Origin of the sequence: Rhodococcus sp. JVH1, assembly GCF_000280725.2 — a bacterium.
Lineage (GTDB): Bacteria > Actinomycetota > Actinomycetes > Mycobacteriales > Mycobacteriaceae > Rhodococcus_F > Rhodococcus_F jostii_A.
In genome coordinates this window covers 1374559-1399150 of record NZ_CP166289.1, presented here as the reverse complement: position 1 = coordinate 1399150, position 24592 = coordinate 1374559, and the positions used below count along the sequence as shown (strand labels likewise).

The window sequence follows — 24592 nt, the reverse complement described above, 5'->3', positions numbered from 1 at the left end:
CACAGTGAGTGTCGAGAGCATCGTCCAGAGCACCCGAATCGTCCTCGCCTCCCGGCCGGACGGCGCGCCCACCACCGACAACTTCCGGCTCGAGGCGGTGAACCTCCCCGACCCCGCCGAAGGCCAGGTGCTGATCCGCGTCATCTACCTGTCCCTCGACCCGTACATGCGCGGCCGGATGAGTGCCGCGGAGTCCTACGCCGACCCGGTCGAGATCGACGAGGTCATGGTCGGTGGCACCGTCGGACAGGTGGTCGACTCCCGGCACCCGGATTTCGCAACCGGTGACTACGTTCTCGGGTACGCGGGCTGGCAGTCGCACGCCGTGGTCGACGGCAACCAGCTCCGCACACTCGACCGCGGCGCCGCGCCGTTGTCGACCGCCGTCGGAGTTCTCGGCATGCCCGGCTTCACCGCGTACTCCGGCCTGTTGAAGATCGGGCAACCGAAGGCAGGCGAGACGGTGGTCGTCGCGGCGGCCAGCGGTCCGGTCGGCTCGGCGGTGGGGCAGATCGCGAAACTGAAGGGCGCCCGGGCCGTCGGGATCGCGGGCGGACCGGAGAAGTGTGCCTACCTGCTGGACGAACTCGGATTCGACGCCGCCGTCGACCACCGGTCCCCGAACTTCGCCGAGGAACTGCGCGCCGCGTGCCCCGACGGCATCGACGTCTACTTCGAGAACGTCGGCGGTGCGGTGGCCGCGGCCGTGCTGCCGCTGCTCAACCTGTATGCGCGAGTTCCCGTGTGCGGCCTGATCGCGCAGTACAACGACACCGAGACGCCCGAGGGGCCGGATCGGCTGCCCGGCTTCTTCACCCGGGTGCTGGTCAAGAGCCTCACGATCCGCGGATTCATCCAGCGCGAGTTCGTCTCCGAGATGTACGCGGACTTCCAGCGTGATGTGTCCGGGTGGATCCGGGAGAGGCGATTCGCCTACCGCGAGGACATCGTCGACGGGCTCGAGAATGCGCCCGCGGCGTTCATCGGTCTGCTCCGGGGCAGCAACTTCGGCAAGCTCGTGGTCCGGGTCGCCGAGGAGGACTAACGGGCCGTATTCGCCCTGGACACGGCGCTGTCGTGATACAACGGTGACAGAAGCGAACCCTCGTTATGTTTGCGTGATGTCGATGATGCGGGAGTTCGGTGTCATCCACATAGGGGAGTGATCAGATCTATGACGAATCATAGTTCGGGGCCCGGTTCGCAGATCCTCGTCGACGGCAGGCCCGCCTCCGCCCCGCTGCGCGACACGCTGACGGTCGCGCAGAAGCTGGTCCGGCATTTCGCCGACAACGTGACCCCCTGCGGTTCACTGCCCGGCGAACAACTGCAGAGCGACGTCATGGATTTCACGATCGTCTGCCTCGGTCTCGGTATCCAGATGCTCGACGAGGGCATCAGCCCGACGGACGAGGACCTCGCGGAGGTGCGTAACAGTTCCGCGCGCTGGGCCCGCGAGGGGTTCCCGTTGAAGCTGGTGCTCCGCATTCTCCACGAAGGCATCCAGGAGGCCGGCGACCTCGTCGCCTCGAACGCCCGCAAGGAAGACCTGCCCGAACTCCTGGTCATCCAGAAAGTGATGTTCACGCTCCTCGAATGCGTGACCGTCGCCGCCACGACCGGCTACGTGGAGGAACTCGAAGCCGTCAACAGCGAACGCGACGGTGCCGCGGTCAACCTCGTCACGGCGCTGCTCAGCGGCAGAAAGGCGGCGACCGCCGCGCGGCACGCGGGTGTGGAGCTGGCCGACGAGTACGTGGTGCTGGGGCTGTCGATTCCGTCGCATCCCACGGAGGCCGTGACCCACCGGCGCAAAGCCGTCGTCGCCCGGCAGAAACTCCGCCGGTTGCAGATCGAGCTGGCGGACGCCGCGGGTGGTGCCGCCCTCTGTTCGCTGAGCCCGGACGGCGGAACACTGTTGCTGCCGGGCTCGCCCGAGCGGGCCTGGATGGTGTCGCTGCTCGACCGCATCGGAGCCGCCGCCGGAGTTCCCCTCACCGCGACGGCGACGCGGGTCCGCACCGCCGGTATCCCCGCGGCCGCGGACCAGGTCCACGAACTCCTCGGCCTCGCCCACCAGCTGGCGCTGGAACCGGGCCTCTACGAAATGGACGATCTGGCGCTCGAATACCAGCTCACCAGGCCCGGGCCCGGCCGGACCCACCTGGCGCGGCTCCTCGAACCGTTGCAGGGCTCACCCGAACTGATCGAGACGCTCGAGGTGCACATCGGCCACGATCTCAATCGGCAGCGCACCGCGAAACAGATGCACCTTCACACCAATACGGTGGACTACCGTCTCAAGCGGGTGGCGCAGCTGACGGGCTGCGATCCGACCCGCCCGTCCGGACTGCGGCAGATCCAGGCCGCGCTCGTCGCCCGCAGGCTCGAGGTCGAGCAACCCGATCGCTGACATCGCCCTGATCCGGCCGCCCGCCACCGGCGCAGCGTCGTACGCTGCACCGTTCGCTACGATGTGGGCCGGATCATATTCGGTCCGGGTGTGTCGGTGGTCGTCTCGTGACCGAAATGTTAGGGAGGCAGGCGATGGCCGGAGGGCGTCATTCGAGCGCGGGACAGGAACGCGGTGGTCGCTCGCCCGGGTTCTACGCGGTGTGCGCCGCTGTCGTGCTCGGACTCGTGGCCTCCGTGGTCGTCGTCGTTCAGGCGGTGCGCTCCTGGGCCGACGACTGTGATCAGGTCACCGACTACACCCTCGCCGCCGACCCGAGCATCGTGCCCGCCCTGAGCAGCATCCTCGGCGAAGCGAAGGACACCGACCTGGGCTGCGCGAACGTCGCCGTCAGCGCCGCGACGTCCGGCGACATCGCGGGACGACTCGGCAAGGGAACCGACGCCCCGGACCTCTGGATCCCCGACACCGGCGCCTGGGTGGGCAAGGCGGCACTCACCGCGGCCGGTCCGGTCGAGGTGATGACGGGGTCGATCGCATCCTCGCCCGTTGTCCTGGCCTCCCGCGAGGAGGACGCCCCCACGTCGCCGACGTGGCTCGCCGCCCTCCAGATCAAGGACATCCAGCTGGGCAACCCCCTCGTGACCGGGGTCGCGCAGGCTCCGATCAACGCGGCACTCGCCGAGGGCCAGGCCGACCCCGTGTCTGCGGGGACGGTGCGGGCCGCGCTGGTCCCGCTCGCGCAGGAGGAGAGTGCTCGTACCGCGGATGAGCCCATCGGTGAGGAGATGCTGCAGGGAGTCGTCGACAACGGTGGAGTCGCCGTGGCCACCGAACAGTCCGTGCTCGAATTCTCCGACGGTGACGGCGCACCCTCGCTCACCGCGACGGTGCCCCCCACGGGCAGCAATTTCATGAACTTTCCTCTCTCGTCACCTCGCCGGCCCCCGACCGGCACTACCGAGCCACCCAGGTGGCACGTGCCGTCGCCGCTGTTCTGGGCGGTGAGGAGGCCCGTGCGGTACTCGCGGAGAACGGATTCCGCGGACCCGACGGAAGCCCGCCGGCCGGCGACCGTGGCGTCGGCCGAGTCACCAAGCTCGCGCTCGAGGACGAGTCGGCGCTACAGGACGCCCTCGGCGGGTGGGCGTTGATGGCGCTGCCCATCCGCACGCTCGTCGCGATCGACGTATCGGGGTCGATGGAGACCCCCGCAGGCAACCGGTCGCGCATGGACCTCACGGTCGATGCGGCGCTCGCCGGCAATGCGATGTTCCCGGACAGCGTGTCCGCCGGGTTGTGGGCGTTCTCGCAGGGGCTCGGCGGGGGACCGCAGGACTACAAGGAGATGGTCCCGATCCGCCGCTACGACACGGTGGTCGACGGCCTCACACAGCGCCAGCTGATGGCGCAGCAGGCGGGGAAGGTCGACGGGCTGATCGGCGGCGGCACCGGCCTGTACGACACGACGCTGGCCGCGTTCCGGACGGTGCAGGAGACGTACGACCCGCGCGCCGTGAACAGTGTGATCATCCTGACCGACGGCGCCAACGAGGATCCGGACTCCATCACGAAGGAACAGCTCCTGAGCATCCTGCAGCGCGAGACGGATCCGGCCCGGCCCGTCATCATCGTGACGATCGGCATCACCGGCGACGCCGATGCGGCCACACTCGCCGAGATCTCGCGGGTCACCGGAGGGTCGAGCTACGTCGCGAAGGATCCCGCCGACATCGCCAACGTGTTCGTCAACGCGCTGGCCGCGCGCGGTCGCAGCTAGCGGAATTCCGTTCCGGCGCAGTCGGACTTTTGAGGCGCACCCCTAGCCATTTATCGGGTGGTAGTGCTTTGGTGAAAGGGGGAGTCGGACTCAATCGAGGAGCTCGTCATGGCCAAGCCGTTCAGAGGTGTCGTCAATCTCGATATTCGGGACTCGATCCCGGATTGGGGTCCGTACGAGCAGCCGAAGGCGCCGCCCGGTTCGCCGAACGTCCTCTACATCGTGCTCGACGACGTCGGTTTCGGAGCGATGGGCTGCTACGGCGGGCCGATCGAGACCCCGAACATCGACCGGATCGCCGCGAACGGTCTGCGGTACGGCCAGTGGCACACCACCGCTCTGTGTTCCCCGACGCGATCCTGCCTGCTGACGGGGCGTAACCACACCACCAACGGGATGGCGTGCATCAGTGAGTGTGCTGTCGGATTCCCCGGTGGGAACGGGCACATCCCTCCCGAGTGCGCCACCCTCGCCGAGATCCTGGTCGAGCAGGGCTTTTCCACCGCGATGGTCGGCAAATGGCACCTGTGTGCCGAGGACGAGATGAACCTGGCATCGACGAAACGGAACTGGCCGGTCGGCCGCGGCTTCGAGCGCTTCTACGGCTTCCTCGGCGCGGAGACGAACCAGTGGTATCCGGATCTCGTGCACGACAACCATCCCGTCGAGCAGCCCGCCACCCCGGAGCAGGGCTACCACTTCAGCGTCGACATCACCGACCACGCGCTCGACTACCTCGGCGACGTCAAGGCAATTGCCCCGGACCGGCCGGTGTTCCTGTACTACGCACCCGGCTGCGCGCACGCACCGCACCATGTGCCCCAGAAGTGGTCCGACCGCTACCGCGGCAGGTTCGACGACGGCTACGAGGCGATGCGCGAGCGGACCCTGGCCCGGCAGAAGGAGATGGGCCTCGTACCTCCGGACACCGAGTTGCCGCCGCTCAACCCGATCGGCACCCCCGACTCCCGCACCGGACCCGACGGCCAGCCGTTCCCACCGCTGGACTTCACCCGCCCCTGGGACACCCTGTCCGACGACGAAAAACGGCTCTTCGCGCGCATGGCCGAGGTGTACGCCGGTTTCCTCTCGCACTGCGACGACCAGATCGGCCGACTGCTGGCCTACCTCGAGGAGATGGAGCAGCTCGACAACACCATCATCGTGGTGGTCTCCGACAACGGCGCCAGCGGCGAGGGCGGACCCAACGGTTCGGTCAACGAGAACAAGATCGCCAACAGCGTGCCGGACGATCTCGCCGAGAATCTGACCAAGCTGGACCAGCTCGGCGGCACCGAGACCTACAACCACTACCCGAACGGGTGGGCGATGGCCTTCAACACCCCGTTCAAGATGTGGAAACGCTACTCGTTCAACGGCGGCACCAGCGATCCGTGCATTTTCTCCTGGCCCGCCGGGATCGAGGCCCGCGGCGAGACCCGCGACCAATACCACCACGCCATCGACATCGTCCCGACATTGCTCGACTGCCTCGGTGTCGAACTCCCCGAGACGGTGAAGGGGTACACCCAGCACCCGATCCAGGGTGTGAGCATGCGCTACAGCTTCGACGCCGCCACCATCCCGACCGCCAAGCACACGCAGTTCTATTCGATGCTCGGCGGAAGGGGGATCTGGCACGACGGCTGGAAGGCCGTCACCACCCACCCGACGCTGAGCGGGTGGAGTCGTTTCCCGGAGGACACCTGGGAGCTGTACCACACCCAGGTGGACCGAGCCGAACTCCACGACCTCGCCGCCGAGGAACCCGGCAGACTCGCCGAGCTCGTCGGGCTGTGGTTCCACGAGGCCGGCGCGAACCAGGCGCTGCCGCTCGACGACCGCTCGCCCGTCGAACTCCTCACCACCCCACGTCCGCAGCTCGCACCGCCGCGCAACCGCTACGTCTACCGACCCGGCGGCGCGGAGGTACCGGAGGCGGTGGCGGTCAACCTCCGTAACCGCTCCTACTCGATCGGGGCGCTCGTCGACCTCCCCGAACCCGGTGCCTCGGGAGTGTTGTTCTCCCACGGCGGCAGGTTCGGTGGGCACTCGCTGTACGTCAAGGACAACCGGCTGCACTACGTGTACAACTTCCTCGGCAGCGATCAGCAGAAGATCGATGCGACCGAGGACCTGCCGACCGGGGAGAACCTCATACTGGCCGCGTCGTTCGAGAAGGACGGTGAGGACCCACCCGGGACCGCCCACGGGGTTCTGAGCCTGTACTACGGCGACCGCAAGGTCGGCGAGGGCCGAATCCGAACGCAGCCCGGCAAATTCAGCATCGGAGGCGGCGAGGGTCTCAATGCCGGCCGGGACAGCGGCGAACCCGTCACCGACGACTACCCGGGTGCGTCGCCGTGGGCCTTCACCGGTGGGACGTTGAACCGAATTGCGATCGACGTCAGCGGTGAACCGTTCGTCGACCTCGAACGCGAAGCCGCGGCCATGCTCTCCCGCGAGTGAGAGCGGAAGGGCCATGACGGAACCCCTTCCGAGCTGGCGTGAGGGTGATGGCAAGGCGGCCATCGTGGGATTCGTCGGGCGGGTGACGGCGGAGGACGTCCCCGTGGAGGATCGGATCGCGGTCTTCGACAACGACGGCACTCTGTGGTGTGAGAAGCCGATCCCCATTCAGCTCGACTTCATCCTGCGCCGTCTCGTCGTCATGGCCGAGCACGATGAGGATCTTCGCACCCGTCAGCCCTGGCAGGCCGCCTACACGCAGGATTACGGCTGGTTGAACGACGTCATCAGGCGGCACTACAACGGCGACGACAGCGGCGTGAGAGAACTCGCCGCCGGTGTGCTGACCGGTTTCGCCGATGTAACCGTGGAGGAATTCGAGGCCGGGGCGGACCAGTTCCTGCGCACCGCACGGCATCCCACCCTCGACCGCGACTACCTGGCGTGCAGTTACGCACCGATGGTGGAGTTGCTCGACTACCTGGCCGTCAACGGATTCCGCAACTACATCGTGTCCGGCGGTGGCCGCGATTTCATGCGGCCGATCAGTCACGACGTGTATGGCATTCCACGGCAGCGGGTCATCGGCAGCGGGGTGTCACTGGCCTGGAAGCACGACGGCAGCAGCGGCGTGATCGTCCGCAGAGCGGAGGCGGACGTCCTCGACGACGGACCCGAGAAGCCGGTGCAGATCTGGAACCGGATCGGCAGGCGACCCCTGCTGGCGGCGGGAAACAGCAACGGGGACATCCCGATGCTGCAATTCTCGGAGGCGCCGGACCGGCCGTCGCTGCGGTTGCTGCTGCGCCACGACGACGCCGCCCGCGAGTTCGACTACGTCGCGGGCGCCGAGGAGGCGCTCGAACTGGCCGGAACCCAGGACTGGACCGTCGTCAGTATCGAAAACGACTGGGCAACGGTGTTCCCGCCGCAACTCGAATAGTCCGGGGAATCGTCGTGGGTTGGCCGCGAATCGGGGAATCGACGCCTAGCGTGATGCATGGAACGACCGGGCCCCGATTGCGCACCCTCCCGAACAGGAACACTCCATGGACACTGTCAGGTTCTTCGAACTCGCAACGGAAGTGTTCGAAGTGCTCGGTGTCCTTGCGATGGTTGTCGGGTTCCTCTTCGCCTTCTTCCTCGCGGTCCGCGCGTGGAGGCGGACCGGGGACGGTGCTCAGGCGTTCAAGACCCTGCGGGAGTCGCTGGGAGGCGCGATTCTGCTCGGCCTGGAATTGCTCGTCGCGGCCGACATCGTCAAGACGGTCACGTCCACACCGTCGCTGACCGATGCCGCCGTCCTGGGGGTGATCGTGCTGATTCGCACCGTGCTGAGCCTGTCCATCGAGATCGAGATCGACGGTGTCGCACCGTGGCGGAAGGCTTTCGTGACCGGACCGCAGGTGCTCGCCCACGCGGCGCGCTCGTCCGGGGGGCAGGAGCCGAGTTCGGGCCGGTGAGTCGCCGGCCCGAATCGGTCACACCGTCTGCGAGCGCTGGCGCAACCGGGTGTTGAGCACACCGAGTGCCGCGATGACGAGGAACAGGACGCACGTCGAGATCAGCTGGGTGCGGGCGTCGGAGTCGAAGAGCATGAGCACGACGAAACCGCCGAGCATTGCGAGCGTGAGGTAGCTGAGCCACGGGAACAACCACATCCGCACGGTCAGCTTGCCCTCGCGTTCGAGCCGCGGGCGCAGCCGCAGATGCGAGACGACGATGAAGATCCAGATGACCAGCAGCGCCGAGCCGACGGCGTTCAGGAGAAGTCCCAGGAGGTCGTCGGGCAGCCACCAGTTGAGCAGGACGCTGACGAAACCGAAGAACACCGACAGCAGCACCGCGTTGAGGGGCACTCCGGAATTCGAGATCCGGGCCATGAACGCGGGACCGTCGCCGCGCCGGGACAGCGAATACGCCATCCGCGACGTGCCGTAGATGTTGGCGTTGAACGCCGACAACAACGCGACCACGACCACCAGTTCCATGAACCCGGCCACGTACGGGATGTGCGCCTGGTTGAGGACGGCCACGAACGGTCCGCTCTTCAGGTCCGAGGAATCCCAGGGAAGGACGAGGACCATGATCGAGATCGAGCCGAGGTAGAAGACGCTGATGCGCCAGACGACGCTGCGCACCGCCACGGCGATGGACCGCTCAGGGTCCTCGGATTCGGCGGCGGCGATGGTCACGATCTCGATGCCACCGAACGCGAACGCGACGACAAGCAGTCCCGCGGCGACCCCGGCGAAGCCCTCGGGCATGAAGCCGCCGTGGCCGAAGAGGTTGGTGGTGCCCACCGGTTCGGTGTCCGGCAGCAGGCCGAACACCAGCAGCACGCCGATCACCAGGAACGCGATGATGACGGTGACCTTGATGGCCGCGAACCAGAACTCGAACTCACCGAAGTTGCTGACCTTCGCGAGGTTGACCGCCGCGAAGAAAATCACGAACACGAGGGCGACGACCCACTGCGGAACACCCGGTAGCCAGCCGCTCACGATGCCGGACGCGCCGGTGATCTCGGCGCCGAGAACCATGATCAGCATGAACCAGTAGAGCCAGCCCATCACGAATCCGGCCCATTCGCCGATGCCGATCCGCGCGTAGTGCGAGAAGGACCCGCTGGCGGGGATCGCCGCTCCCATCTCGCCGAGCATGCGCATCACGAACACGACGATGATGCCGGCGAGCAGGTAGGAGACGAGGACGGCGGGACCGGCGGTCGCGATACCGACACCGGTGCCGAGGAACAGTCCGGCACCGATCGCGGAACCGAGGCCCATCATCGTGAGGTGACGGACCTTCAGGCCCCGGCCCAGGGTGCTGGTCGAATCGGTCATGGTGTCGGGTGTTCGCGAACCGCTCACTGCGTCAGTCGTTTGCGTGCAGAGCGGCGTTCAGTTCCACGCCGGTGCCCTTCCACGGCACGACCTCGACGGCTCCCGACACGGAGTTGCGACGGAACAGCAGGTTGGACTGGCCGTTGAGTTCCTTGGCCTTCACGACGGTGCCGTCCGGCCCGGTGACCTTGGTTCCCGCGGTCACGTACAGGCCGGCCTCGAGGACGCAGTCGTCGCCGAGCGAGATGCCGAGACCGGCGTTGGCGCCGAGCAGGCAGCGCTTACCGACGGAGATGGTCTCCTTGCCGCCACCGGACAGGGTGCCCATGATCGAGGCGCCGCCGCCCACGTCGGATCCGTCGTCGACGATTACGCCCGCGGAGATACGGCCTTCGACCATCGAGTTGCCGAGCGTGCCGGCGTTGAAGTTGACGAAGCCCTCGTGCATCACGGTGGTGCCGCTGGCCAGGTGGGCGCCGAGGCGCACGCGGTCGGCGTCGGCGATGCGGACGCCGGACGGGACGACGTAGTCGACCATGCGCGGGAACTTGTCGACACCGAACACGGTGACCACACCGCGGATGCGCAGGCGCGACCGCACCTTCTCGAAGCCCTCGACCGCGCAGGGGCCGAAGTTGGTCCACACCACGTTGGACAGCAATCCGAACAGACCGTCGAGGTTGACGCCGTGCGGGGTCACGAGGCGATGCGAGAGGAGGTGAAGGCGCAGGTAGGCGTCGTGTGCGTCGGCCGGCGGCGCGGACAGGTCGGCGATGGTGGTGCGCACCACGACCTGGTCGACCTCACGCGCTTCGTCGGGTCCGGCGAGGAGTGCCAGATCGGAGGGGATGTCGCCACCCTCGATCCGCACGGTGCCCGCGTCGTCGAAGTTTCCCAGCTCGGGTGCCGGGAACCAGGTGTCGAGGACCGTGCCGCCGACGGTCACGTTGGCGATGCCTACTGCTGATGCTCCCTGTGTGCTCACGGCAGTAGAGGTTACTGCCTCATTACTCGGGCATTCCCAGCGGTCGTTATCGGGGCGTGATCGAATCGAAACCGAGCGGGTTCCGGGCGGGTGGGGGAGTATGCACGGGGCACGTGGGACACACCGGGAAAGGTCGTGGCAATGCGCATTTCGAGGTTGGGTCGATTCGTCGGAGGCGGCCTGCGGGCGGCGGCAGCGGGCGCACTGCTCGCGGGAGTGGTGTCGGTGGTGGCGCCGCAGACCGCGTCCGCCGCCCCGGTGTGCCCGGGCGCCGGTCAGGCACCGGTTCTCGTGGGGCGGGTGCCGGGTGCGGCGCTCGAGGGAGTCGCCGTGGACGGCGGGGGTCGCCTCTACACGACGGACCTCGTGAGCGGGCGCGTGTTCCGCCTCGACGCCCCGGGAGCCCCCGCGGTCCCGGTCGCGACGGTGCCGGACGGCGGGGCCGGGGCGCTGGCCTGGGCGTCGGACGGCTCACTGCTGGTGGGATACGGCGCGGACGCCCGCGTGTTCCTCGGCGACATCCTGCGTCCGGGCGCGATCGCGAAGCTGAACACCGCGACCAACGTGCTCACCCCGTTCGTATCGGGCCTGAGCGCGGCCAACGGACTCGATGTCGCCGCCGACGGAACCGCATACGCCACCAACGACTTCGGAACCCAGATCGGGCGGGTGTTCGCCGACGGGCGGGTGGAACCCAACTGGGCGACGCTGCCCAGCGCCAACGGTGCGGTGCTCGGCGCGGACGATCGGTACCTCTACGTGTCGCGGACGTTCGTGAATCCGGGTGTGAGCCGGATCCCGCTGGCGAACCCGCGAGCGCCCGAGAGCATCCTCGACCTGTCCGGTCTCGACACGTTCGCCGCGCCCGACGGCCTGGCCATGGACTCGCGAGGCCGTCCGGTGGTCCCGGCCAACGTGCGCGGCGAGATCTGGCGCCTCGACTCGCCGGGGCAGTACTGCGTGCTGGCGTCCGGTCTGCCGACGTCGAGCATGGTCGTCTACGGGCAGGGGTCCGGCGGCTTCTCGGCGGGACGGCTGTTCCGCATCGGTTTCGACGGTGCGATCTACGAGATCCCCGGCGGCGTCGACGGGTAGCAACACCCGAGCGGGCGGACGGGTCGGCTTAGGGTGGACGGGTGAGCCCACTCGACCTCCACGCCGATCCCATCGACCTCACCGCCGCCCTGGTGGACATCCCGAGCGTCTCGCACGACGAGTCGGCGATCGCCGCCGCCGTCGAGTCGGCGCTGCGGGAGCAGACCACCGGTTTCGAGATCATCCGCAACGGCAACGCCGTGCTCGCCCGGACCGATCGGGGACTGCCGAGCCGGGTGATGCTCGCCGGTCACCTGGACACGGTGCCGATCGCGGACAATGTGCCCTCCCGGCGTGAGGGCGATCTGCTGCACGGATGCGGAACGGTCGACATGAAGTCGGGCGACGCGGTGTTCCTGCACCTCGCCGCCACCACCCGGAACCTCGCGCACGATCTGACCCTGGTGTTCTACGACTGCGAGGAGATCGCAGCCGTGCACAACGGGCTCGGACGGATCGAACGCGAGATCCCCGACTGGCTGCGCGCGGACGTCGCGATCCTCGGCGAGCCGACCGGAGGTCTCATCGAGGCGGGGTGTCAGGGCACGTTGCGGGTGACGCTGACCACCCGCGGCACCCGCGCGCACTCCGCGAGATCGTGGCTGGGTGACAACGCGATCCACCGCTTCGCCCCGGTCCTGCAGCGGCTGTCGGACTACACCGCGCGGTCGGTGGACATCGACGGCTGCGTGTACCGGGAAGGGTTGTCCGCCGTGCGGATCTCGGGCGGCGTCGCGGGCAACGTGGTTCCCGACGCGGCGGAGATGGACGTGAACTTCCGCTTCGCCCCCGACCGCAGCGCCGAGCAGGCCATCGACCACGTGCGGGAGGTCTTCGACGGCCTCGAACTGGGTTTCGAGGTCACGGACCTGTCGCCGGGAGCCCTGCCCGGGTTGAGCGATCCGGCGGCTGCGGCCCTGATCGAGGCGGCGGGCGGCGAGTTCCGCGCCAAGTACGGGTGGACGGACGTGTCACGGTTCTCCGCCCTCGGCATCCCGGCCGTCAACTACGGCCCCGGCGATCCGAACCTCGCACACAAGCGGGACGAGCACGTGCCCGTCCAGCAGATCACCGACGTGACGACCGTGCTGCGCGCCTATCTGAGCGCCCCGTGACTGCCCGGTGCCCCGAACGGGCCACCCGCTAGCCTGGGGCGCATGGCACCCGAGAAGAACAGTCACGGCCGGAAGTCCTCGTCCGTGAAGCACCGGGGTCCGGTGCAGTTGAGGCGCGCCCGCAAGGCCGACACCACCACCACCGACGAGCGGTTGCTCGACGAGCGGGGCTCGACCGACTGGGTGCACACCGACCCCTGGCGGGTACTGCGGATCCAGAGCGAGTTCATCGAGGGATTCGGTGCCCTGGCCGAGGTGCCGCGCGCGGTCACCGTCTTCGGTTCCGCTCGCACTCCGGACGGCCACCCGGAGTACGAGGCGGCACGGGCGCTGGGTGCCCGCCTGGCCGAGGCCGGCTACGCCGTCATGACCGGCGGCGGCCCCGGCGTCATGGAGGCGGCCAACCGCGGCGCCAGCGAATCGGGTGGTTACTCCATCGGCCTCGGCATCGAGCTGCCGTTCGAGGAGGGCCTCAACGAGTGGGTCGACCTCGGCATCAACTTCCGCTACTTCTTCGCGCGCAAGACGATGTTCGTGAAGTACTCGCAGGCGTTCATCTGCCTGCCCGGCGGGTTCGGGACGCTCGACGAGCTGTTCGAGGCGCTGACTCTGGTGCAGACGCGCAAGGTCACGAGATTCCCGATCGTCCTGTTCGGCACCGAGTACTGGTCCGGGCTCGTGGACTGGTTGCGGGGAACTCTCCAACGCAGCGGCAAGATCTCGGAAGGTGACGTCAATCTCTTGCACGTCACGGACGATGTGGAGGAAGCGGTGCAGATCGTCATACGGTCGCAGCAGGGTGTCGACGAAGCTGCCCTGCTCGGGACGGAGGACCAGTGGTGATGCCGGAAACTGTTCCACCGCGGTCGTTCTCGGTGTGCGTCTACTGTGCGTCCGGTCCCGTGGACGACCACTTCCTGGAACTCGCGTCCCGGGTGGGTACCGAAATCGGAAAGCGCGGTTGGCAACTCGTGTCCGGCGGCGGCAACGTCTCGATGATGGGCGCGGTGGCCGAGGCTGCCCGCGCGGCAGGGGCGACAACCGTCGGTGTCATTCCGAAAGCTCTGGTGCACAGGGAAGTCGCCGACGTCGACGCCGACGAGCTGGTGGTCACCGACACCATGCGTCAGCGCAAGCAGATCATGGAGGACCGGGCGGACGCGTTCGTCACGCTGCCCGGCGGTATCGGCACGCTGGAGGAGCTGTTCGAAACGTGGACCGCGGGCTATCTCGGTATGCACGAGAAACCGGTGGTCCTGCTCGATCCGCACGGTCACTATACGGGGCTGCTCGACTGGCTCGACGGGCTGCGGGGCGGCGGTTTCGTGGCGCAGCGCGCCCTCGACAGGCTGCTCGTCCGGGTCGATGTCGGGGAGGCGCTGGACGCCTGCGTCTCCTGAGGCGCCGCGCGGTCCGCGTCGTGGCGCACGTTGTTACCGTGCAGTAAGGTGACCTGACTCATACTGCAGGCCTGAGGGGATGTCATGCGTTCTGAAGCTCGTTCGACGATCGGGGTGGTCGACCTCGCGAGGCGGCTGCCGGCCATGATTCCGGAGTTGCCGATCATGGCGAAGGGGGTCCTCGGCCTGATCCGGACCCCCGACGCGAGGGAATCGATCGGCCTCGTCTTCCAGCGCGCTGCCGCCGCGCACCCGCGCCGCACGTTCCTGCGGTTCGAGGGCGAATCGCTGAGCTACCGGAACGCCAACATCCGCGTGAACCGGTACGCCCACGTGCTCGCCGACCTCGGAGTGGCACGCGGGGACGTCGTCGGGATCCTGGGGAAGAACTCGCCCGAGACGCTGCTCATCGCACTCGCCGCGGTCAAGCTCGGCGCCGCCGCCGGAATGCTGAACCACAACCAGCGCGGAGACGTGCTCGCGCACAGCATCTCGCTGCTCGACAGCCGGGTCCTGGTGGTGTCCGAGGCGTGCGGCGAGGCCATGGACTCGCTCGACGAACCGCCTGCCGTGCCCTCGGTGCTCTACTTCGACGACCTCGACCGGCTCGCCGAGAAGGCCGCAGACGACAACCCCGAGGTGTGCGAGCAGATCCAGGCCCGGGAGAAGGCCTTCTTCATCTTCACCTCCGGCACCACGGGACTGCCGAAGGCCAGCCTGATGAGCCACTTCCGCTGGCTCAAGAGCATGTCCGGGCTCGGCAACATGGGCGTCCGGCTGCGTGGCAGCGACGTCCTGTACTGCTGCCTGCCGCTCTATCACAACAACGCGCTGACGGTGTCGCTGTCCTCGGTGCTCGGATCGGGTGCGACGCTCGCACTGGGCAAGCAGTTCTCGGCGTCCAAATTCTGGGCCGACGTCGAACTGAACCGGGCTACCGCGTTCACCTACATCGGCGAACTGTGCCGGTACCTGCTGAACCAGCCCGAGAAGCCCGGCGACCGCGACAACTCCATCCGGCTGATGGTCGGCAACGGTCTCCGCCCGGAGATCTGGTCCGAGTTCACCACCCGGTTCGGGATCTCCCGGGTGGCCGAGTTCTACGGCGCCAGCGAGTGCAACATCGCGTTCGTCAACGCCCTCAACGTCGACCGGACGGCAGGCATCTGCCCCCTGCCGCACGCCGTGGTCGAGTACGACGAGGACAGCGGATCGCCCCGGCGGCACTCCGACGGCAGGCTGCGGAAGGTTCGCACCGGCGACGTCGGACTGCTGCTGTCGAAGGTCACGGACCGGGCGCCGTTCGACGGATACACCGACGAGGAGGCCACCGACAAGAAGCTCGTCCGCGACGGCTTCGACGACGGCGACTGCTGGTTCGACACCGGCGACCTGGTGCGCAGGCAGGGCTGGTCGCACGTCGCGTTCGTCGACCGGCTCGGCGACACGTTCCGGTGGAAGGGGGAGAACGTCGCGACCACCGAGGTGGAAGGCGCGCTCCTCGCGCATCCCGCGGTCGAGCACGCCGTCGTCTACGGCGTCGAGATCCCCGGGACCGACGGTCGCGCCGGGATGGCCGCGGTGACGTTGCACGAGAACGAGAAGTTCGACGGTTCCGACGTCGCGGAGTTGCTGTTCCAGCGGCTGCCGTCGTACGCGGTGCCGCTGTTCGTCCGCGTCGTCGACTCGTTGGAACAGACGTCGACGTTCAAGAGCCGCAAGGTGGAACTCCGCAAGGAGGGCTACGACGTCGAGGACACCGACACGCTGCACGTGCTGTCCGGGCGCCGCGACGGGTACAAGCCCTCATACGACGGGTACGTCGACGAAGTGGCGAAGGGTTCGCTCCCCAAGGGGTAATGCGGCTACGCCGCCCGTGAGTACTTCTTAACCGCCCGCCGTTAACAAGTACTCACGGGTGGTGTCGATTTCGCTGCGTGCAATATTGGTGACATGGCCGAGACAGACGTACCGCCCGCGCCCGACCACCTGTCGCCCACGCTGTGCGGGCGGCCCGTGGCGGTCGATCGTGCGCTGGTGATGGCCATCGTGAACCGGACACCCGATTCGTTCTACGACCGCGGTGCCACGTTCACCGATTCCGCCGCCCTGTCGGCGGTCGACCGGGCTGTGGACGAGGGTGCCGACCTCGTCGACATCGGGGGCGTGAAGGCCGGACCGGGTGACATCGTCGACGCGGCGGAAGAGACCCGGCGGGTGGTGCCGTTCGTGGCCGCGATCCGCGAGCGCTACCCGGAGTTGCTCATCAGCGTCGACACCTGGCGCAGCGACGTGGCCCGGCTGGCCGTCGCGGAGGGCGCCGATCTCATCAACGACACGTGGGCAGGCGCCGACCCTGCGCTCGTCGAGGTGGCCGCGGAGACGGGCGCCGGCATCGTCTGTTCGCACACCGGGGGAGCGGTTCCGCGGACCCGGCCGTTCCGCGTCCGCTACGCCGACGTCGTCGCGGACGTCCTCCGGGAAGTGGTGTCGGCCGCCGAGAACGCCGCCCGGCTGGGTGTGCCCGCCGACTCGATCCTCATCGATCCGACCCACGACTTCGGGAAAAACACCTATCACGGGCTCGAGTTGTTGCGGCGAGTGGAAGATCTTGTAAATACCGGATGGCCAGTGCTCATGGCGCTGAGCAACAAGGACTTCGTCGGGGAGACTCTAGGGGTAGATCTCGTCGAGCGGTTGGAGGGAACATTGGCAGCGACAGCGATGGCCGCCGCAGGAGGCGCCCGTGTCTTCCGTGTCCACGAAGTTGCCCCCACGCGTCGAGTGGTGGACATGGTGGCCGCGATTCAAGGCCGGCGCGCACCATCCCGCACCGTGCGGGGGCTGGCATGAGTGCCGTGGGGGCCCGGGCGGCCCGGACGATGGTGGCCGAGGAGCGAACCCCACGCAGCTGGGCCGAGGCGAACAGCTGGGACCAGCCGTCGTGGAGCATCGCCGAACTCGAACGGGCGAAGGCAGGGCGCACCGTGTCGGTGGTCCTGCCCGCGCTCAACGAGGAGGAGACCGTCGCCGCGGTGGTGGACACGATCCACCCCCTGCTCGGTGGTCTGGTGGACGAGTTGATCGTGCTCGATTCCGGATCGACGGACCTGACGGCGGAACGCGCACGCGCGGCGGGCGCCACCGTCATCAGCCGGGAGGAAGCGGTGCCCGCGTTCCCGCCCGTGGCGGGCAAGGGCGAGGTGCTGTGGCGTTCCGTCGCCGCGAGCACCGGCGACCTCATCGCCTTCGTCGACTCGGATCTCATCAACCCCGATCCGGCGTTCGTCCCGAAACTGCTGGGACCGCTGCTGACCGCCGACGGCATCCATCTCGTGAAGGGCTACTACCGCCGGCCGCTCCGCCTCAGCGGCACGGAGGACGCCAACGGAGGAGGCCGGGTCACCGAGCTGGTGGCGCGCCCCATGCTGGCCTCGCTCCGGCCGGAACTGACGTGCGTGCTGCAGCCGCTGGGCGGCGAGTACGCGGGCACCCGGGAGTTGCTGTCGGCGGTCCCGTTCGCCCCCGGCTACGGCGTCGAGATCGGTCTGCTGCTCGACACGTACGACCGTCTCGGACTCGGGGCGATCGGCCAGGTCAATCTGGGGGTGCGCAAGCACCGTAACCGCCCGCTGTCCGAACTCGGGGTGATGAGCAGGCAGATCATCGGCACGATGATGCGGCGCTGCGGGGTGCCCGACTCCGGGGCGGGTCTGACCCAGTTCCTGGTGGACGGCGACTCCTTCGTCCCGACGACGACGGACGTCGCGCTCGCCGATCGCCCGCCGATGAACACGGTGTGCCCCTGACCGCGCGCCCCTGAGGAAGGTTGCTGTCGGACGTCCGTGACAGGATCGGGGCATGGTGACAGCCCTGCTCTATCTGCTCGTCATGGCGTTCGTCGGCGCGATGCTGTTCCTCGCCGCCAGTGCGGTGTTCGGCCGTTCCGAGGAACTCGCGCCCCTGCCGCCCGGCACCACACTCACGGCCCTGCCCGCCGAAGGTGTGACGGGTGCCGACGTGGAGGCGCTGCGCTTCCAGCAGACGCTACGGGGGTACAAGGCGAGCGAAGTCGACTGGGCGCTGTCCCGGCTGGGACGTGAAATCGATTCGCTGCGTGAGCAGTTGGCGGCGGTCGAGGCCGCGTCCGAACGCCCGGGTGATGCCTCGTGACAGCCCCCGACGACCGGGTGCGGTGCGCGTGGGCGGTCGACACGGACGGGTCCCGGCTGTACCGCGACTACCACGACCTCGAGTGGGGTCGTCCGCTGCACGGCCGCGACGAGTTGTACGAGAGGCTGTGCCTCGAAGCGTTCCAGTCGGGATTGTCGTGGATCACGATTCTCCGCAAACGCGAGGCCTTCCGGGCCGCGTTCGCCGGGTTCGATCCGGAGGCGGTGGCCCGCTACACCGAACGGGACGTGGCGCGCCTGCTCGCGGACGCATCGATCGTGCGGAACCGGGCCAAGATCGAGGCGTCGGTGAGCAATGCACGGGCCCTGCTGGAGTTGTCGGACACCGACCTCGACACCCTGCTGTGGTCGTTCGCCCCGCCGCCGCGCCCGAGCCGCCTCGCCACCGTGAACGACGTCCCGGCCGTCACTCCGGAGTCCACCGCGATGGCGAAGGAATTGAAGCGCCGCGGGTTCAAGTTTGTGGGCCCTACCACTGCTTATGCACTCATGCAGGCCACCGGGATGGTGGACGACCACGTGGCCGCCTGCTGGGTTCCGATCACCGCCTGAACTGCCGGTGGACCTGCCTATTTGTGACTCAGGTTCCCGGTACTCGTGTCCATAGGGAAGAATGGATGTCACAAGCCTCGCCGAGTGTTGGCGGGGTGCCAAAATTTGTCGAGGCGCAAGCAGGCAGCGCAGATCTGGAGGGAGCAGAGGATGGCGGCCATGAAGCCCCGGACCGGGGACGGTCCCCTCGAAGCAACCAAAGAGGGACGAGGAATCGTCATGCGGGTTCCGCTCGAGGGTGGTGGACGTCTGGTTGTCGAGCTCACCCCGGAGGAAGCTGCCGCACTCGGTGAAGAGCTCAAGGGCGTCACCAGTTAGTCGAGTGCGGAGAGAACCTCACAGGGCAGGCCCCGTCGCCGTTCTCGGTGCGGGGCCTGTTCCGTGTCCGGAACCGGGAGGCGAACGTTCGTGCTGGCCGATGTGACCGACCTGCTGGCGTGCCCGCAGTGCCGGTCCCGCGTGGAACTCGACGAAGGCACGATCCTGTGCGACCAGGGGCACGCCTTCGATGTGGCGCGGCAGGGCTACGTGAGCCTGATGACCGGGGCCGGCGGCAAGTTCGACGGCGACAGCCCCGAAATGATCGCCGCACGTGCGGACTTCCTCGGCGGCGGCAGCTTCGACCCGCTGATGGATGCCGTCGCCGACGCCGTCGTGTCGGGCACCGGGCCCGGCGACGATCCCCGGATCCTCGAGATCGGCGCGGGCACAGGCCACTACCTGGCGCGCGTCCTCGACGCCGTCCCGACCGGCCGGGGAATCGGCCTCGACGTGTCCAAGTACGCGGCCCGGCGCATCGCCAAGGCCCACCGACGCGCCGGAGCAGTGGTTGCCGACGTGTGGCAACACCTTCCGGTGCGGGACCACGTGCTCAGCCACGTCCTGTGCGTGTTCGCGCCGCGCAACGCCGACGAGGCGCACCGGGTGCTCGCCGACCGCGGGTCCCTGGTGGTCCTCACCCCCACGGAGCGGCACCTGGGGGAACTCGTGGACCTGCTCGGCATGGTCCGGGTGGACGACCGGAAGGTCGAACGTCTCGGGGCCGCGATGTCCGGGCGATTCGAGCGCACCGACCACGTGGCCGTGGAGTACCCGATGTCGTTGTCGCACCTCGATGTGGCCCGGCTCGTCGGGATGGGGCCGTCGGCGCGGCACCTCACCCCCGACCGGCTGGCGTCCTCGATCGCGGCGCTGCCGCAGGAATATCCGGTGACGGCGTCGGTGACGGTGTCCACCTACACCCGCCTCTGAGCTCGTCGCTCAGCGCCGAGACAGTGCGTCCTGGTAGACGTCGAGGGTCTGCTGCGCGATGGCCGCCCAGGAGAACTCGGCGATCGCCCGCGCCCGTCCCGCCTTGCCCATCGCCTGGGCGGTGCCGACGTCGGCCGCGATTGTGTTGACCGCCTCGGCCAGCGCCTGTTCGAACGCCTCGGGCTCGTACGAGTTGTAGTGCACCAGACGGCCGGTGACCCCGTCCTCCACCACCTCGGGGATACCGCCGACGTCGGACGCGACGACCGCGGTCTCGCAGGCCATGGCCTCGAGGTTCACGATCCCCAGCGGCTCGTACACGGACGGGCACACGAAGACGGTTGCGGCCGACAGGATCTCCCGCACCTGGTCGGTGGGGAGCATTTCCCGGACCCAGAACACGTTGCCCCGATGCGCCGCGAGCGCGGCGACGGCCTGCTCGGTCTCGGCGGCGATCTCCGGGGTGTCGGGGGCTCCCGCGCACAGCACCAACTGGATCTCGGGCGCGAACTGGTGTGCCGCGGCGATCAGGTGACCGACGCCCTTCTGGCGGGTGATGCGGCCGACGAACGCCACCATCGGCTGGTCCGGGTCGACGCCGATCTTCGCGAGGGCGGAGTCTCTCGGACCTGCCGGCCCGGCGTGCCAGACGGACGTGTCGATCCCGTTGCGCACCACGTGGACCCGGTGCGGGTCGACGAACGGATACGCGTCGAGGACGTCGAGTCGCATCCCGGCGCTCACGGCGATCACCGCGTCGGCGTGCTCCACGGCGTTGCGCTCGGACCACGAGGAGATGCGGTAGCCGCCGCCCAGCTGCTCCGCCTTCCACGGCCTCCGCGGCTCGAGGGAGTGGGCGGTGAGGATGTGGGGCACGTCGTACAACGCGGACGCCAGGTGGCCCGCCAGGCCGGTGTACCAGGTGTGCGAATGCACGACGTCGGCACCGGTCGCGGCGTCCGCCATGCGCAATTCGGCGGACAGCGTCGCGAGTGCCGGATTGGCTCCGGCCAGCGCGGGATCGGGGGTGTGTACGACCGCTCCGATGCGCGGAGCGCCCATACAGTGCACGTCCACCTCACACAGCTGCTTCAACTGAGCAACCAGTTCGGTGACGTGTACACCCGCACCGCCATAGATCTCCGGTGGGTATTCCTTGGTCATCATCGCCACCCGCACCGGCCTAACGTAACCGTCCGGGCCGCTTCGGGCCACCGCTCTCGGACACATTCAGGTATCGGAGAAACCATGACTCGGCGCTTCGCTGGCGGGGGGAGTGGCCGCCCGATAGGTTGACAGGGTGAGGAGCCAGCCACATGTGCTTGGAATCGTGCTCGCCGGCGGCGAGGGCAAACGTCTCTATCCGCTCACCGCGGATCGGGCGAAGCCCGCTGTGCCTTTCGGAGGCGCCTACCGGTTGATCGATTTCGTGCTCAGCAATTTGGTCAATGCGGGATACCTCCGCCTGTGTGTTCTGACGCAGTACAAGTCGCACTCGTTGGACCGCCACATCTCTCAGACGTGGCGACTGTCCGGGTTCGCGGGTGAATACATCACTCCCGTTCCCGCGCAGCAACGTCTGGGCCCGCGCTGGTACACCGGTAGTGCGGACGCGATCCTGCAGTCGCTGAACCTCGTCTACGACGAGGATCCCGAGTACATCGTGGTGTTCGGTGCCGACCACGTGTACCGGATGGACCCGGAGCAGATGGTGCAGCACCACATCGAGTCGGGTGCCGGGGTGACGGTGGCCGGGATCCGGGTGCCGCGCAGCGAGGCGTTCGCGTTCGGCTGTATCGACAGCGACGAGTCGGGCCGCATCGTCCAGTTCCTCGAGAAGCCGGCGCATCCGCCGGGAACCCCGGACGACCCCAACATGACGTTCGCGTCGATGGGTAACTACGTGTTCACCACCAAGGTGCTCGTCGACGCCATCCGGGCCGACTCCGAGAACTCCGACTCCGACCACGACATGGGCGGCGACATCATCCCCGCCCTGGTCGAGGCGGGCGAGGCGTCCGTGTACGACTTCAAGGACAACATCGTTCCCGGCGCCACCGACCGCGACCGGGGCTACTGGCGCGACGTGGGAACGCTCGACGCGTTCTACGACGCCCACATGGATCTCGTGTCGGTCCACCCGATCTTCAACCTCTACAACCGTCGGTGGCCGATCCGCGGTGAGACGGAGAACCTGGCGCCGGCCAAGTTCGTGCAGGGCGGCCTCGCGCAGGAGTCCGTGGTCGGGGCCGGGTGCATCCTGTCGGCGGCCACCGTGCGCAACTCCGTGCTCAGCTCCAACGTGATGGTCGACAGCGGCGCGACCGTGGAGGGCAGCGTCCTCATGCCCGGTGTGCGCATCGGCAAGGGTGCCGTCGTGCGCCGCGCGATCCTCGACAAGAACGTGGTCGTCGGCGACGGCGAGATCATCGGCGTCGACCTCGAGCGCGACAAGCAACGCTTCGCCGTCAGCAACGGCGGCGTCGTCGCCATCGGCAAGGGCGTCTGGATCTAGCGTGAGGGCCCCGGAACGAACGGGGCTCTCAGAGCTTGGACGCGCAGAGCAGACCGTCGCCGATCGGCAGGAACACGCGGATCAGCTGGTCGTCCTCGGCGAGCGCCTTCGCGGCCTCGCGGACGGCGACGGTGGCCGCGTCACGCTGGCTCGGGTCGACGACCCGTCCGCCGTGCAGCGCGTTGTGCAGCACGATCGCGCCGCCCGGACGCAGCAGACGAACCCCTTCGCGGACGTAGTGCGGGTGATCGACCGGTGCGCTGTCGACGAACACCAGGTCGTACGCCCCGTCGGCGAGCCGCGGCAGAACGTCCAGCGCCCGGCCGTTGATCAGCCTCGTCCGGGCCGGTGCGATGTCGTTGGTCCGGAACGACAGCTTGGCGGCCCGCTGGTGCTCGGGTTCACTGTCGATCGTGGTGAGGACGCCGTCCTCGCGCATGCCCCGGAGCAGCCACAAACTGCTCACACCTGCGCCGGTTCCGACCTCGACGACCGTCTTGGCGTCCAGCATGCGGGCAAACAGGGCTAGAGCAGCACCGACCGCGGGAGGTACCGGTCCGGCACCGAGGTCGTCCGCCCGCTCCCTGGCCGCACCGAGGGCCTCGTCTTCACGGACAGCCCCTTCTGCGTGGGTGAGTATCCGTTCGGCGTTTGTCTGCACGCACATGAGGCTATCGGGGTCTCGTCATCGCCGCTGCGAGGCGCGCTCGACAACGATGCCGCGACCTGCCCGGCCGCGATTCTCAGGAATACCTCAGCTTGCTCACACCGCACACATATCGCGGTGGGAAAGAGTATGTCCAACGCCAGATCCGAAGACCGCCCGGCGGGGAGATCACGACGACGGAGGAAAAGTCCGAGAAACGGGGAACAAATCCCGGCCCTCGGGAGTTGACGCCTGTACCACGTTCAGTGATCTGCGGTCCTGAGTAGGAGGATCCACTTAACTAGATGAGCAACCATACGATGGCTCCAGACGAGAGAAACGCCGACGAGCAACTGTCGGACGCCGAGCTGACGGGCACCGCTGTGTTCGATGCCACAGGCGAGAAGTCCGCCATGCCGTCCTGGGACGAACTCGTCCGCGAGCACGGCGACCGAGTCTACCGACTTGCCTACCGGCTGTCGGGCGACGCGCAGGACGCCGAGGACCTCACTCAGGACACGTTCATCCGCGTGTTCCGTTCCCTGTCCGACTACCAGCCCGGCACGTTCGAGGGCTGGCTGCACCGCATCACCACCAACCTTTTCCTCGACATGGTCCGCCGTCGCAACCGCATCCGCATGGAGGCGCTCCCGGAGGACTACGATCGGGTCCCGGCCGACGGGCCGAACCCCGAGGAGATCTACCACGACGCCCGCCTGGACGCGGATCTGCAGGCAGCGCTCGATTCGTTGGCCCCGGAGTTTCGCGCCGCGGTCGTGCTGTGTGACATCGAAGGACTGTCCTACGAGGAGATCGGTGCCACACTGGGTGTGAAGCTCGGAACCGTGCGTAGCCGCATCCACCGCGGCAGGCAGGCTCTGCGTGAGCATCTGGCTGTGAACGGAAAGGTTGACTCCGATCAGATCGGCGTCGGGTAGTTACCAGGAGGGACGAATGACGCAGGGGCGTGTACCTCGCCAGTTTGGCTCCACCGAACACCTGGCGAGTGAGGCGATCGCCGCCTACGTCGACGGTGAACTCCGCATGTCCGCTTATCTGCGCGCCGCCCACCACCTGTCGATCTGCGCCGAGTGCGCGTTCGAGGTGGACTCCCAGCAGCAGGCCCGGCGTGCCCTGCGCCGCAGCGGCGACGTTGCCATGCCGTCCGGCCTCCTCGGTCTGCTGAGCCAGATCCCCAGTTGCAACCAGGGCGATCCCGCCGACAAGCCCCCGTTCGACTCCCACACCCCGGATTCGCCGCTCACGAGCGCGTACTCGATCACGAGCCGGATCTGGTCCCGGCGCCGGCGCCGTTGAGCGCTCCCGGACCGA

The 24592-nt window shown here is 68.1% G+C and carries 23 protein-coding genes and 1 pseudogene; 20 read left to right on the top strand and 4 right to left on the bottom strand.

Annotated elements, in window-relative coordinates; genetic code table 11:
- Positions 1-4: 4 nt before the first annotated feature.
- The 6 genes and pseudogenes from JVH1_RS06550 (at position 5) to JVH1_RS06525 (ending at position 8125) form a co-directional block, all read left to right on the top strand.
- Entirely contained in the window at positions 5-1045 is a 1041-nt protein-coding gene (locus JVH1_RS06550; protein WP_009479201.1) for an NADP-dependent oxidoreductase, read from the top strand.
- 129 nt (positions 1046-1174) lie between these two features.
- A complete protein-coding gene (locus tag JVH1_RS06545; RefSeq protein WP_009479202.1) occupies positions 1175-2413 on the top strand; it encodes a CdaR family transcriptional regulator in 1239 nt (412 codons plus the stop codon).
- A 134-nt stretch (positions 2414-2547) separates the two neighbouring features.
- A pseudogene (locus tag JVH1_RS06540) lies at positions 2548-4193 on the top strand (substrate-binding domain-containing protein).
- Positions 4194-4301: 108 nt separating this feature from the next.
- Positions 4302-6662, top strand: coding sequence for an arylsulfatase (locus JVH1_RS06535; RefSeq protein ID WP_009479205.1), 2361 nt, complete (start codon positions 4302-4304; stop codon positions 6660-6662).
- 13 nt (positions 6663-6675) lie between these two features.
- Positions 6676-7605: an HAD family phosphatase gene (locus JVH1_RS06530; protein ID WP_009479206.1), complete on the top strand. Its 930-nt coding sequence runs from the start codon at positions 6676-6678 to the stop codon at positions 7603-7605.
- Between the two features lie 106 nt (positions 7606-7711).
- Entirely contained in the window at positions 7712-8125 is a 414-nt protein-coding gene (locus tag JVH1_RS06525; protein ID WP_009479207.1) for a DUF1622 domain-containing protein, read from the top strand.
- 18 nt (positions 8126-8143) lie between these two features.
- On the opposite strand, the gene JVH1_RS06520 is transcribed toward JVH1_RS06525, so the two are convergent.
- Positions 8144-9508 (bottom strand): amino acid permease, encoded by a 1365-nt coding sequence (locus JVH1_RS06520; RefSeq protein ID WP_037197365.1) that lies wholly within the window; start codon positions 9506-9508, stop codon positions 8144-8146.
- Between the two features lie 31 nt (positions 9509-9539).
- Complete coding sequence (gene dapD, locus JVH1_RS06515) at positions 9540-10493, bottom strand: 2,3,4,5-tetrahydropyridine-2,6-dicarboxylate N-succinyltransferase (RefSeq protein WP_009479209.1); 954 nt, start codon at positions 10491-10493, stop codon at positions 9540-9542.
- 141 nt (positions 10494-10634) lie between these two features.
- Between dapD and JVH1_RS06510 the strand changes: the two genes are divergently transcribed.
- The 11 genes from JVH1_RS06510 to JVH1_RS06460 all read left to right on the top strand — a co-directional run bounded on the left by JVH1_RS06510 (position 10635) and on the right by JVH1_RS06460 (position 20099).
- Positions 10635-11588, top strand: a complete 954-nt coding sequence (locus JVH1_RS06510; protein WP_009479210.1) for an SMP-30/gluconolactonase/LRE family protein — start codon at positions 10635-10637, stop codon at positions 11586-11588.
- A 41-nt stretch (positions 11589-11629) separates the two neighbouring features.
- Entirely contained in the window at positions 11630-12703 is a 1074-nt protein-coding gene (dapE, locus tag JVH1_RS06505) for a succinyl-diaminopimelate desuccinylase (RefSeq protein ID WP_009479211.1), read from the top strand.
- Positions 12704-12745: 42 nt separating this feature from the next.
- Positions 12746-13546: a TIGR00730 family Rossman fold protein gene (locus JVH1_RS06500; protein ID WP_016883313.1), complete on the top strand. Its 801-nt coding sequence runs from the start codon at positions 12746-12748 to the stop codon at positions 13544-13546.
- The gene (locus JVH1_RS06495; RefSeq protein ID WP_029539490.1) at positions 13546-14103 is read left to right on the top strand and encodes a TIGR00730 family Rossman fold protein; all 558 of its coding nucleotides are present in this window, start codon (positions 13546-13548) and stop codon (positions 14101-14103) included. The genes JVH1_RS06500 and JVH1_RS06495 overlap by 1 nt, the downstream gene beginning before the upstream one ends.
- Positions 14104-14187: 84 nt before the next feature.
- Positions 14188-15963 (top strand): long-chain-acyl-CoA synthetase, encoded by a 1776-nt coding sequence (locus JVH1_RS06490; RefSeq protein ID WP_009479212.1) that lies wholly within the window; start codon positions 14188-14190, stop codon positions 15961-15963.
- Between the two features lie 93 nt (positions 15964-16056).
- Positions 16057-16956, top strand: coding sequence for a dihydropteroate synthase (gene folP / locus JVH1_RS06485; RefSeq protein WP_043781967.1), 900 nt, complete (start codon positions 16057-16059; stop codon positions 16954-16956).
- Positions 16953-17912, top strand: coding sequence for a glucosyl-3-phosphoglycerate synthase (locus JVH1_RS06480; RefSeq protein ID WP_011598038.1), 960 nt, complete (start codon positions 16953-16955; stop codon positions 17910-17912). Before folP ends, JVH1_RS06480 begins: the two co-directional genes overlap by 4 nt.
- Positions 17913-17964: 52 nt before the next feature.
- Positions 17965-18276: a DivIVA domain-containing protein gene (locus JVH1_RS06475; protein WP_005239244.1), complete on the top strand. Its 312-nt coding sequence runs from the start codon at positions 17965-17967 to the stop codon at positions 18274-18276.
- Entirely contained in the window at positions 18273-18848 is a 576-nt protein-coding gene (locus tag JVH1_RS06470) for a DNA-3-methyladenine glycosylase I (protein ID WP_009479214.1), read from the top strand. The genes JVH1_RS06475 and JVH1_RS06470 overlap by 4 nt, the downstream gene beginning before the upstream one ends.
- 150 nt (positions 18849-18998) lie before the next feature.
- Complete coding sequence (locus JVH1_RS06465) at positions 18999-19166, top strand: DUF3117 domain-containing protein (RefSeq protein ID WP_003936084.1); 168 nt, start codon at positions 18999-19001, stop codon at positions 19164-19166.
- A gap of 90 nt (positions 19167-19256) precedes the next feature.
- Positions 19257-20099: a putative RNA methyltransferase gene (locus JVH1_RS06460; protein WP_009479215.1), complete on the top strand. Its 843-nt coding sequence runs from the start codon at positions 19257-19259 to the stop codon at positions 20097-20099.
- Between the two features lie 9 nt (positions 20100-20108).
- Here the strand turns inward: JVH1_RS06460 and glgA are convergent, their stop codons facing one another.
- Positions 20109-21278 carry a glycogen synthase gene (glgA, locus tag JVH1_RS06455; protein WP_009479216.1) on the bottom strand — a complete coding sequence of 390 codons (1170 nt, stop codon included), beginning with the start codon at positions 21276-21278 and terminating at the stop codon, positions 20109-20111.
- Positions 21279-21399: 121 nt separating this feature from the next.
- Here glgA and glgC point away from each other — a divergent pair, with 121 nt between their 5' ends.
- Entirely contained in the window at positions 21400-22614 is a 1215-nt protein-coding gene (gene glgC / locus JVH1_RS06450; RefSeq protein WP_005239253.1) for a glucose-1-phosphate adenylyltransferase, read from the top strand.
- Between the two features lie 28 nt (positions 22615-22642).
- On the opposite strand, the gene JVH1_RS06445 is transcribed toward glgC, so the two are convergent.
- Positions 22643-23281 carry an O-methyltransferase gene (locus tag JVH1_RS06445; protein ID WP_005239255.1) on the bottom strand — a complete coding sequence of 213 codons (639 nt, stop codon included), beginning with the start codon at positions 23279-23281 and terminating at the stop codon, positions 22643-22645.
- Positions 23282-23565: 284 nt separating this feature from the next.
- On the opposite strand from JVH1_RS06445, the gene sigE reads away from it, so the two are divergent.
- Entirely contained in the window at positions 23566-24198 is a 633-nt protein-coding gene (sigE, locus tag JVH1_RS06440) for an RNA polymerase sigma factor SigE (protein ID WP_011598042.1), read from the top strand.
- Between the two features lie 16 nt (positions 24199-24214).
- Positions 24215-24577, top strand: a complete 363-nt coding sequence (locus tag JVH1_RS06435) for a DNA-directed RNA polymerase sigma-70 factor (protein ID WP_009479219.1) — start codon at positions 24215-24217, stop codon at positions 24575-24577.
- Positions 24578-24592: the final 15 nt, after the last annotated feature.

Excerpts from the sequence above, each read along its gene's own strand:
- JVH1_RS06545 (WP_009479202.1), top strand. The coding sequence starts at position 1,175 with ATGACGAATCATAGTTCGGGGCCCGGTTCGCAGATCCTCGTCGACGGC.
- JVH1_RS06490 (WP_009479212.1), top strand. The coding sequence starts at position 14,188 with ATGCGTTCTGAAGCTCGTTCGACGATCGGGGTGGTCGACCTCGCGAGG.
- sigE (WP_011598042.1), top strand. The coding sequence starts at position 23,566 with ATGAGCAACCATACGATGGCTCCAGACGAGAGAAACGCCGACGAGCAA.
- JVH1_RS06435 (WP_009479219.1), top strand. The coding sequence starts at position 24,215 with ATGACGCAGGGGCGTGTACCTCGCCAGTTTGGCTCCACCGAACACCTG.
- JVH1_RS06475 (WP_005239244.1), top strand. The coding sequence starts at position 17,965 with ATGGTGACAGCCCTGCTCTATCTGCTCGTCATGGCGTTCGTCGGCGCG.
- folP (WP_043781967.1), top strand. The coding sequence starts at position 16,057 with ATGGCCGAGACAGACGTACCGCCCGCGCCCGACCACCTGTCGCCCACG.
- JVH1_RS06465 (WP_003936084.1), top strand. The coding sequence starts at position 18,999 with ATGGCGGCCATGAAGCCCCGGACCGGGGACGGTCCCCTCGAAGCAACC.
- JVH1_RS06535 (WP_009479205.1), top strand. The coding sequence starts at position 4,302 with ATGGCCAAGCCGTTCAGAGGTGTCGTCAATCTCGATATTCGGGACTCG.
- JVH1_RS06445 (WP_005239255.1), bottom strand. The coding sequence starts at position 23,281 with ATGTGCGTGCAGACAAACGCCGAACGGATACTCACCCACGCAGAAGGG.
- JVH1_RS06520 (WP_037197365.1), bottom strand. The coding sequence starts at position 9,508 with ATGACCGATTCGACCAGCACCCTGGGCCGGGGCCTGAAGGTCCGTCAC.
- JVH1_RS06525 (WP_009479207.1), top strand. The coding sequence starts at position 7,712 with ATGGACACTGTCAGGTTCTTCGAACTCGCAACGGAAGTGTTCGAAGTG.
- JVH1_RS06530 (WP_009479206.1), top strand. The coding sequence starts at position 6,676 with ATGACGGAACCCCTTCCGAGCTGGCGTGAGGGTGATGGCAAGGCGGCC.
- JVH1_RS06480 (WP_011598038.1), top strand. The coding sequence starts at position 16,953 with ATGAGTGCCGTGGGGGCCCGGGCGGCCCGGACGATGGTGGCCGAGGAG.
- JVH1_RS06500 (WP_016883313.1), top strand. The coding sequence starts at position 12,746 with ATGGCACCCGAGAAGAACAGTCACGGCCGGAAGTCCTCGTCCGTGAAG.
- JVH1_RS06495 (WP_029539490.1), top strand. The coding sequence starts at position 13,546 with ATGCCGGAAACTGTTCCACCGCGGTCGTTCTCGGTGTGCGTCTACTGT.
- JVH1_RS06510 (WP_009479210.1), top strand. The coding sequence starts at position 10,635 with ATGCGCATTTCGAGGTTGGGTCGATTCGTCGGAGGCGGCCTGCGGGCG.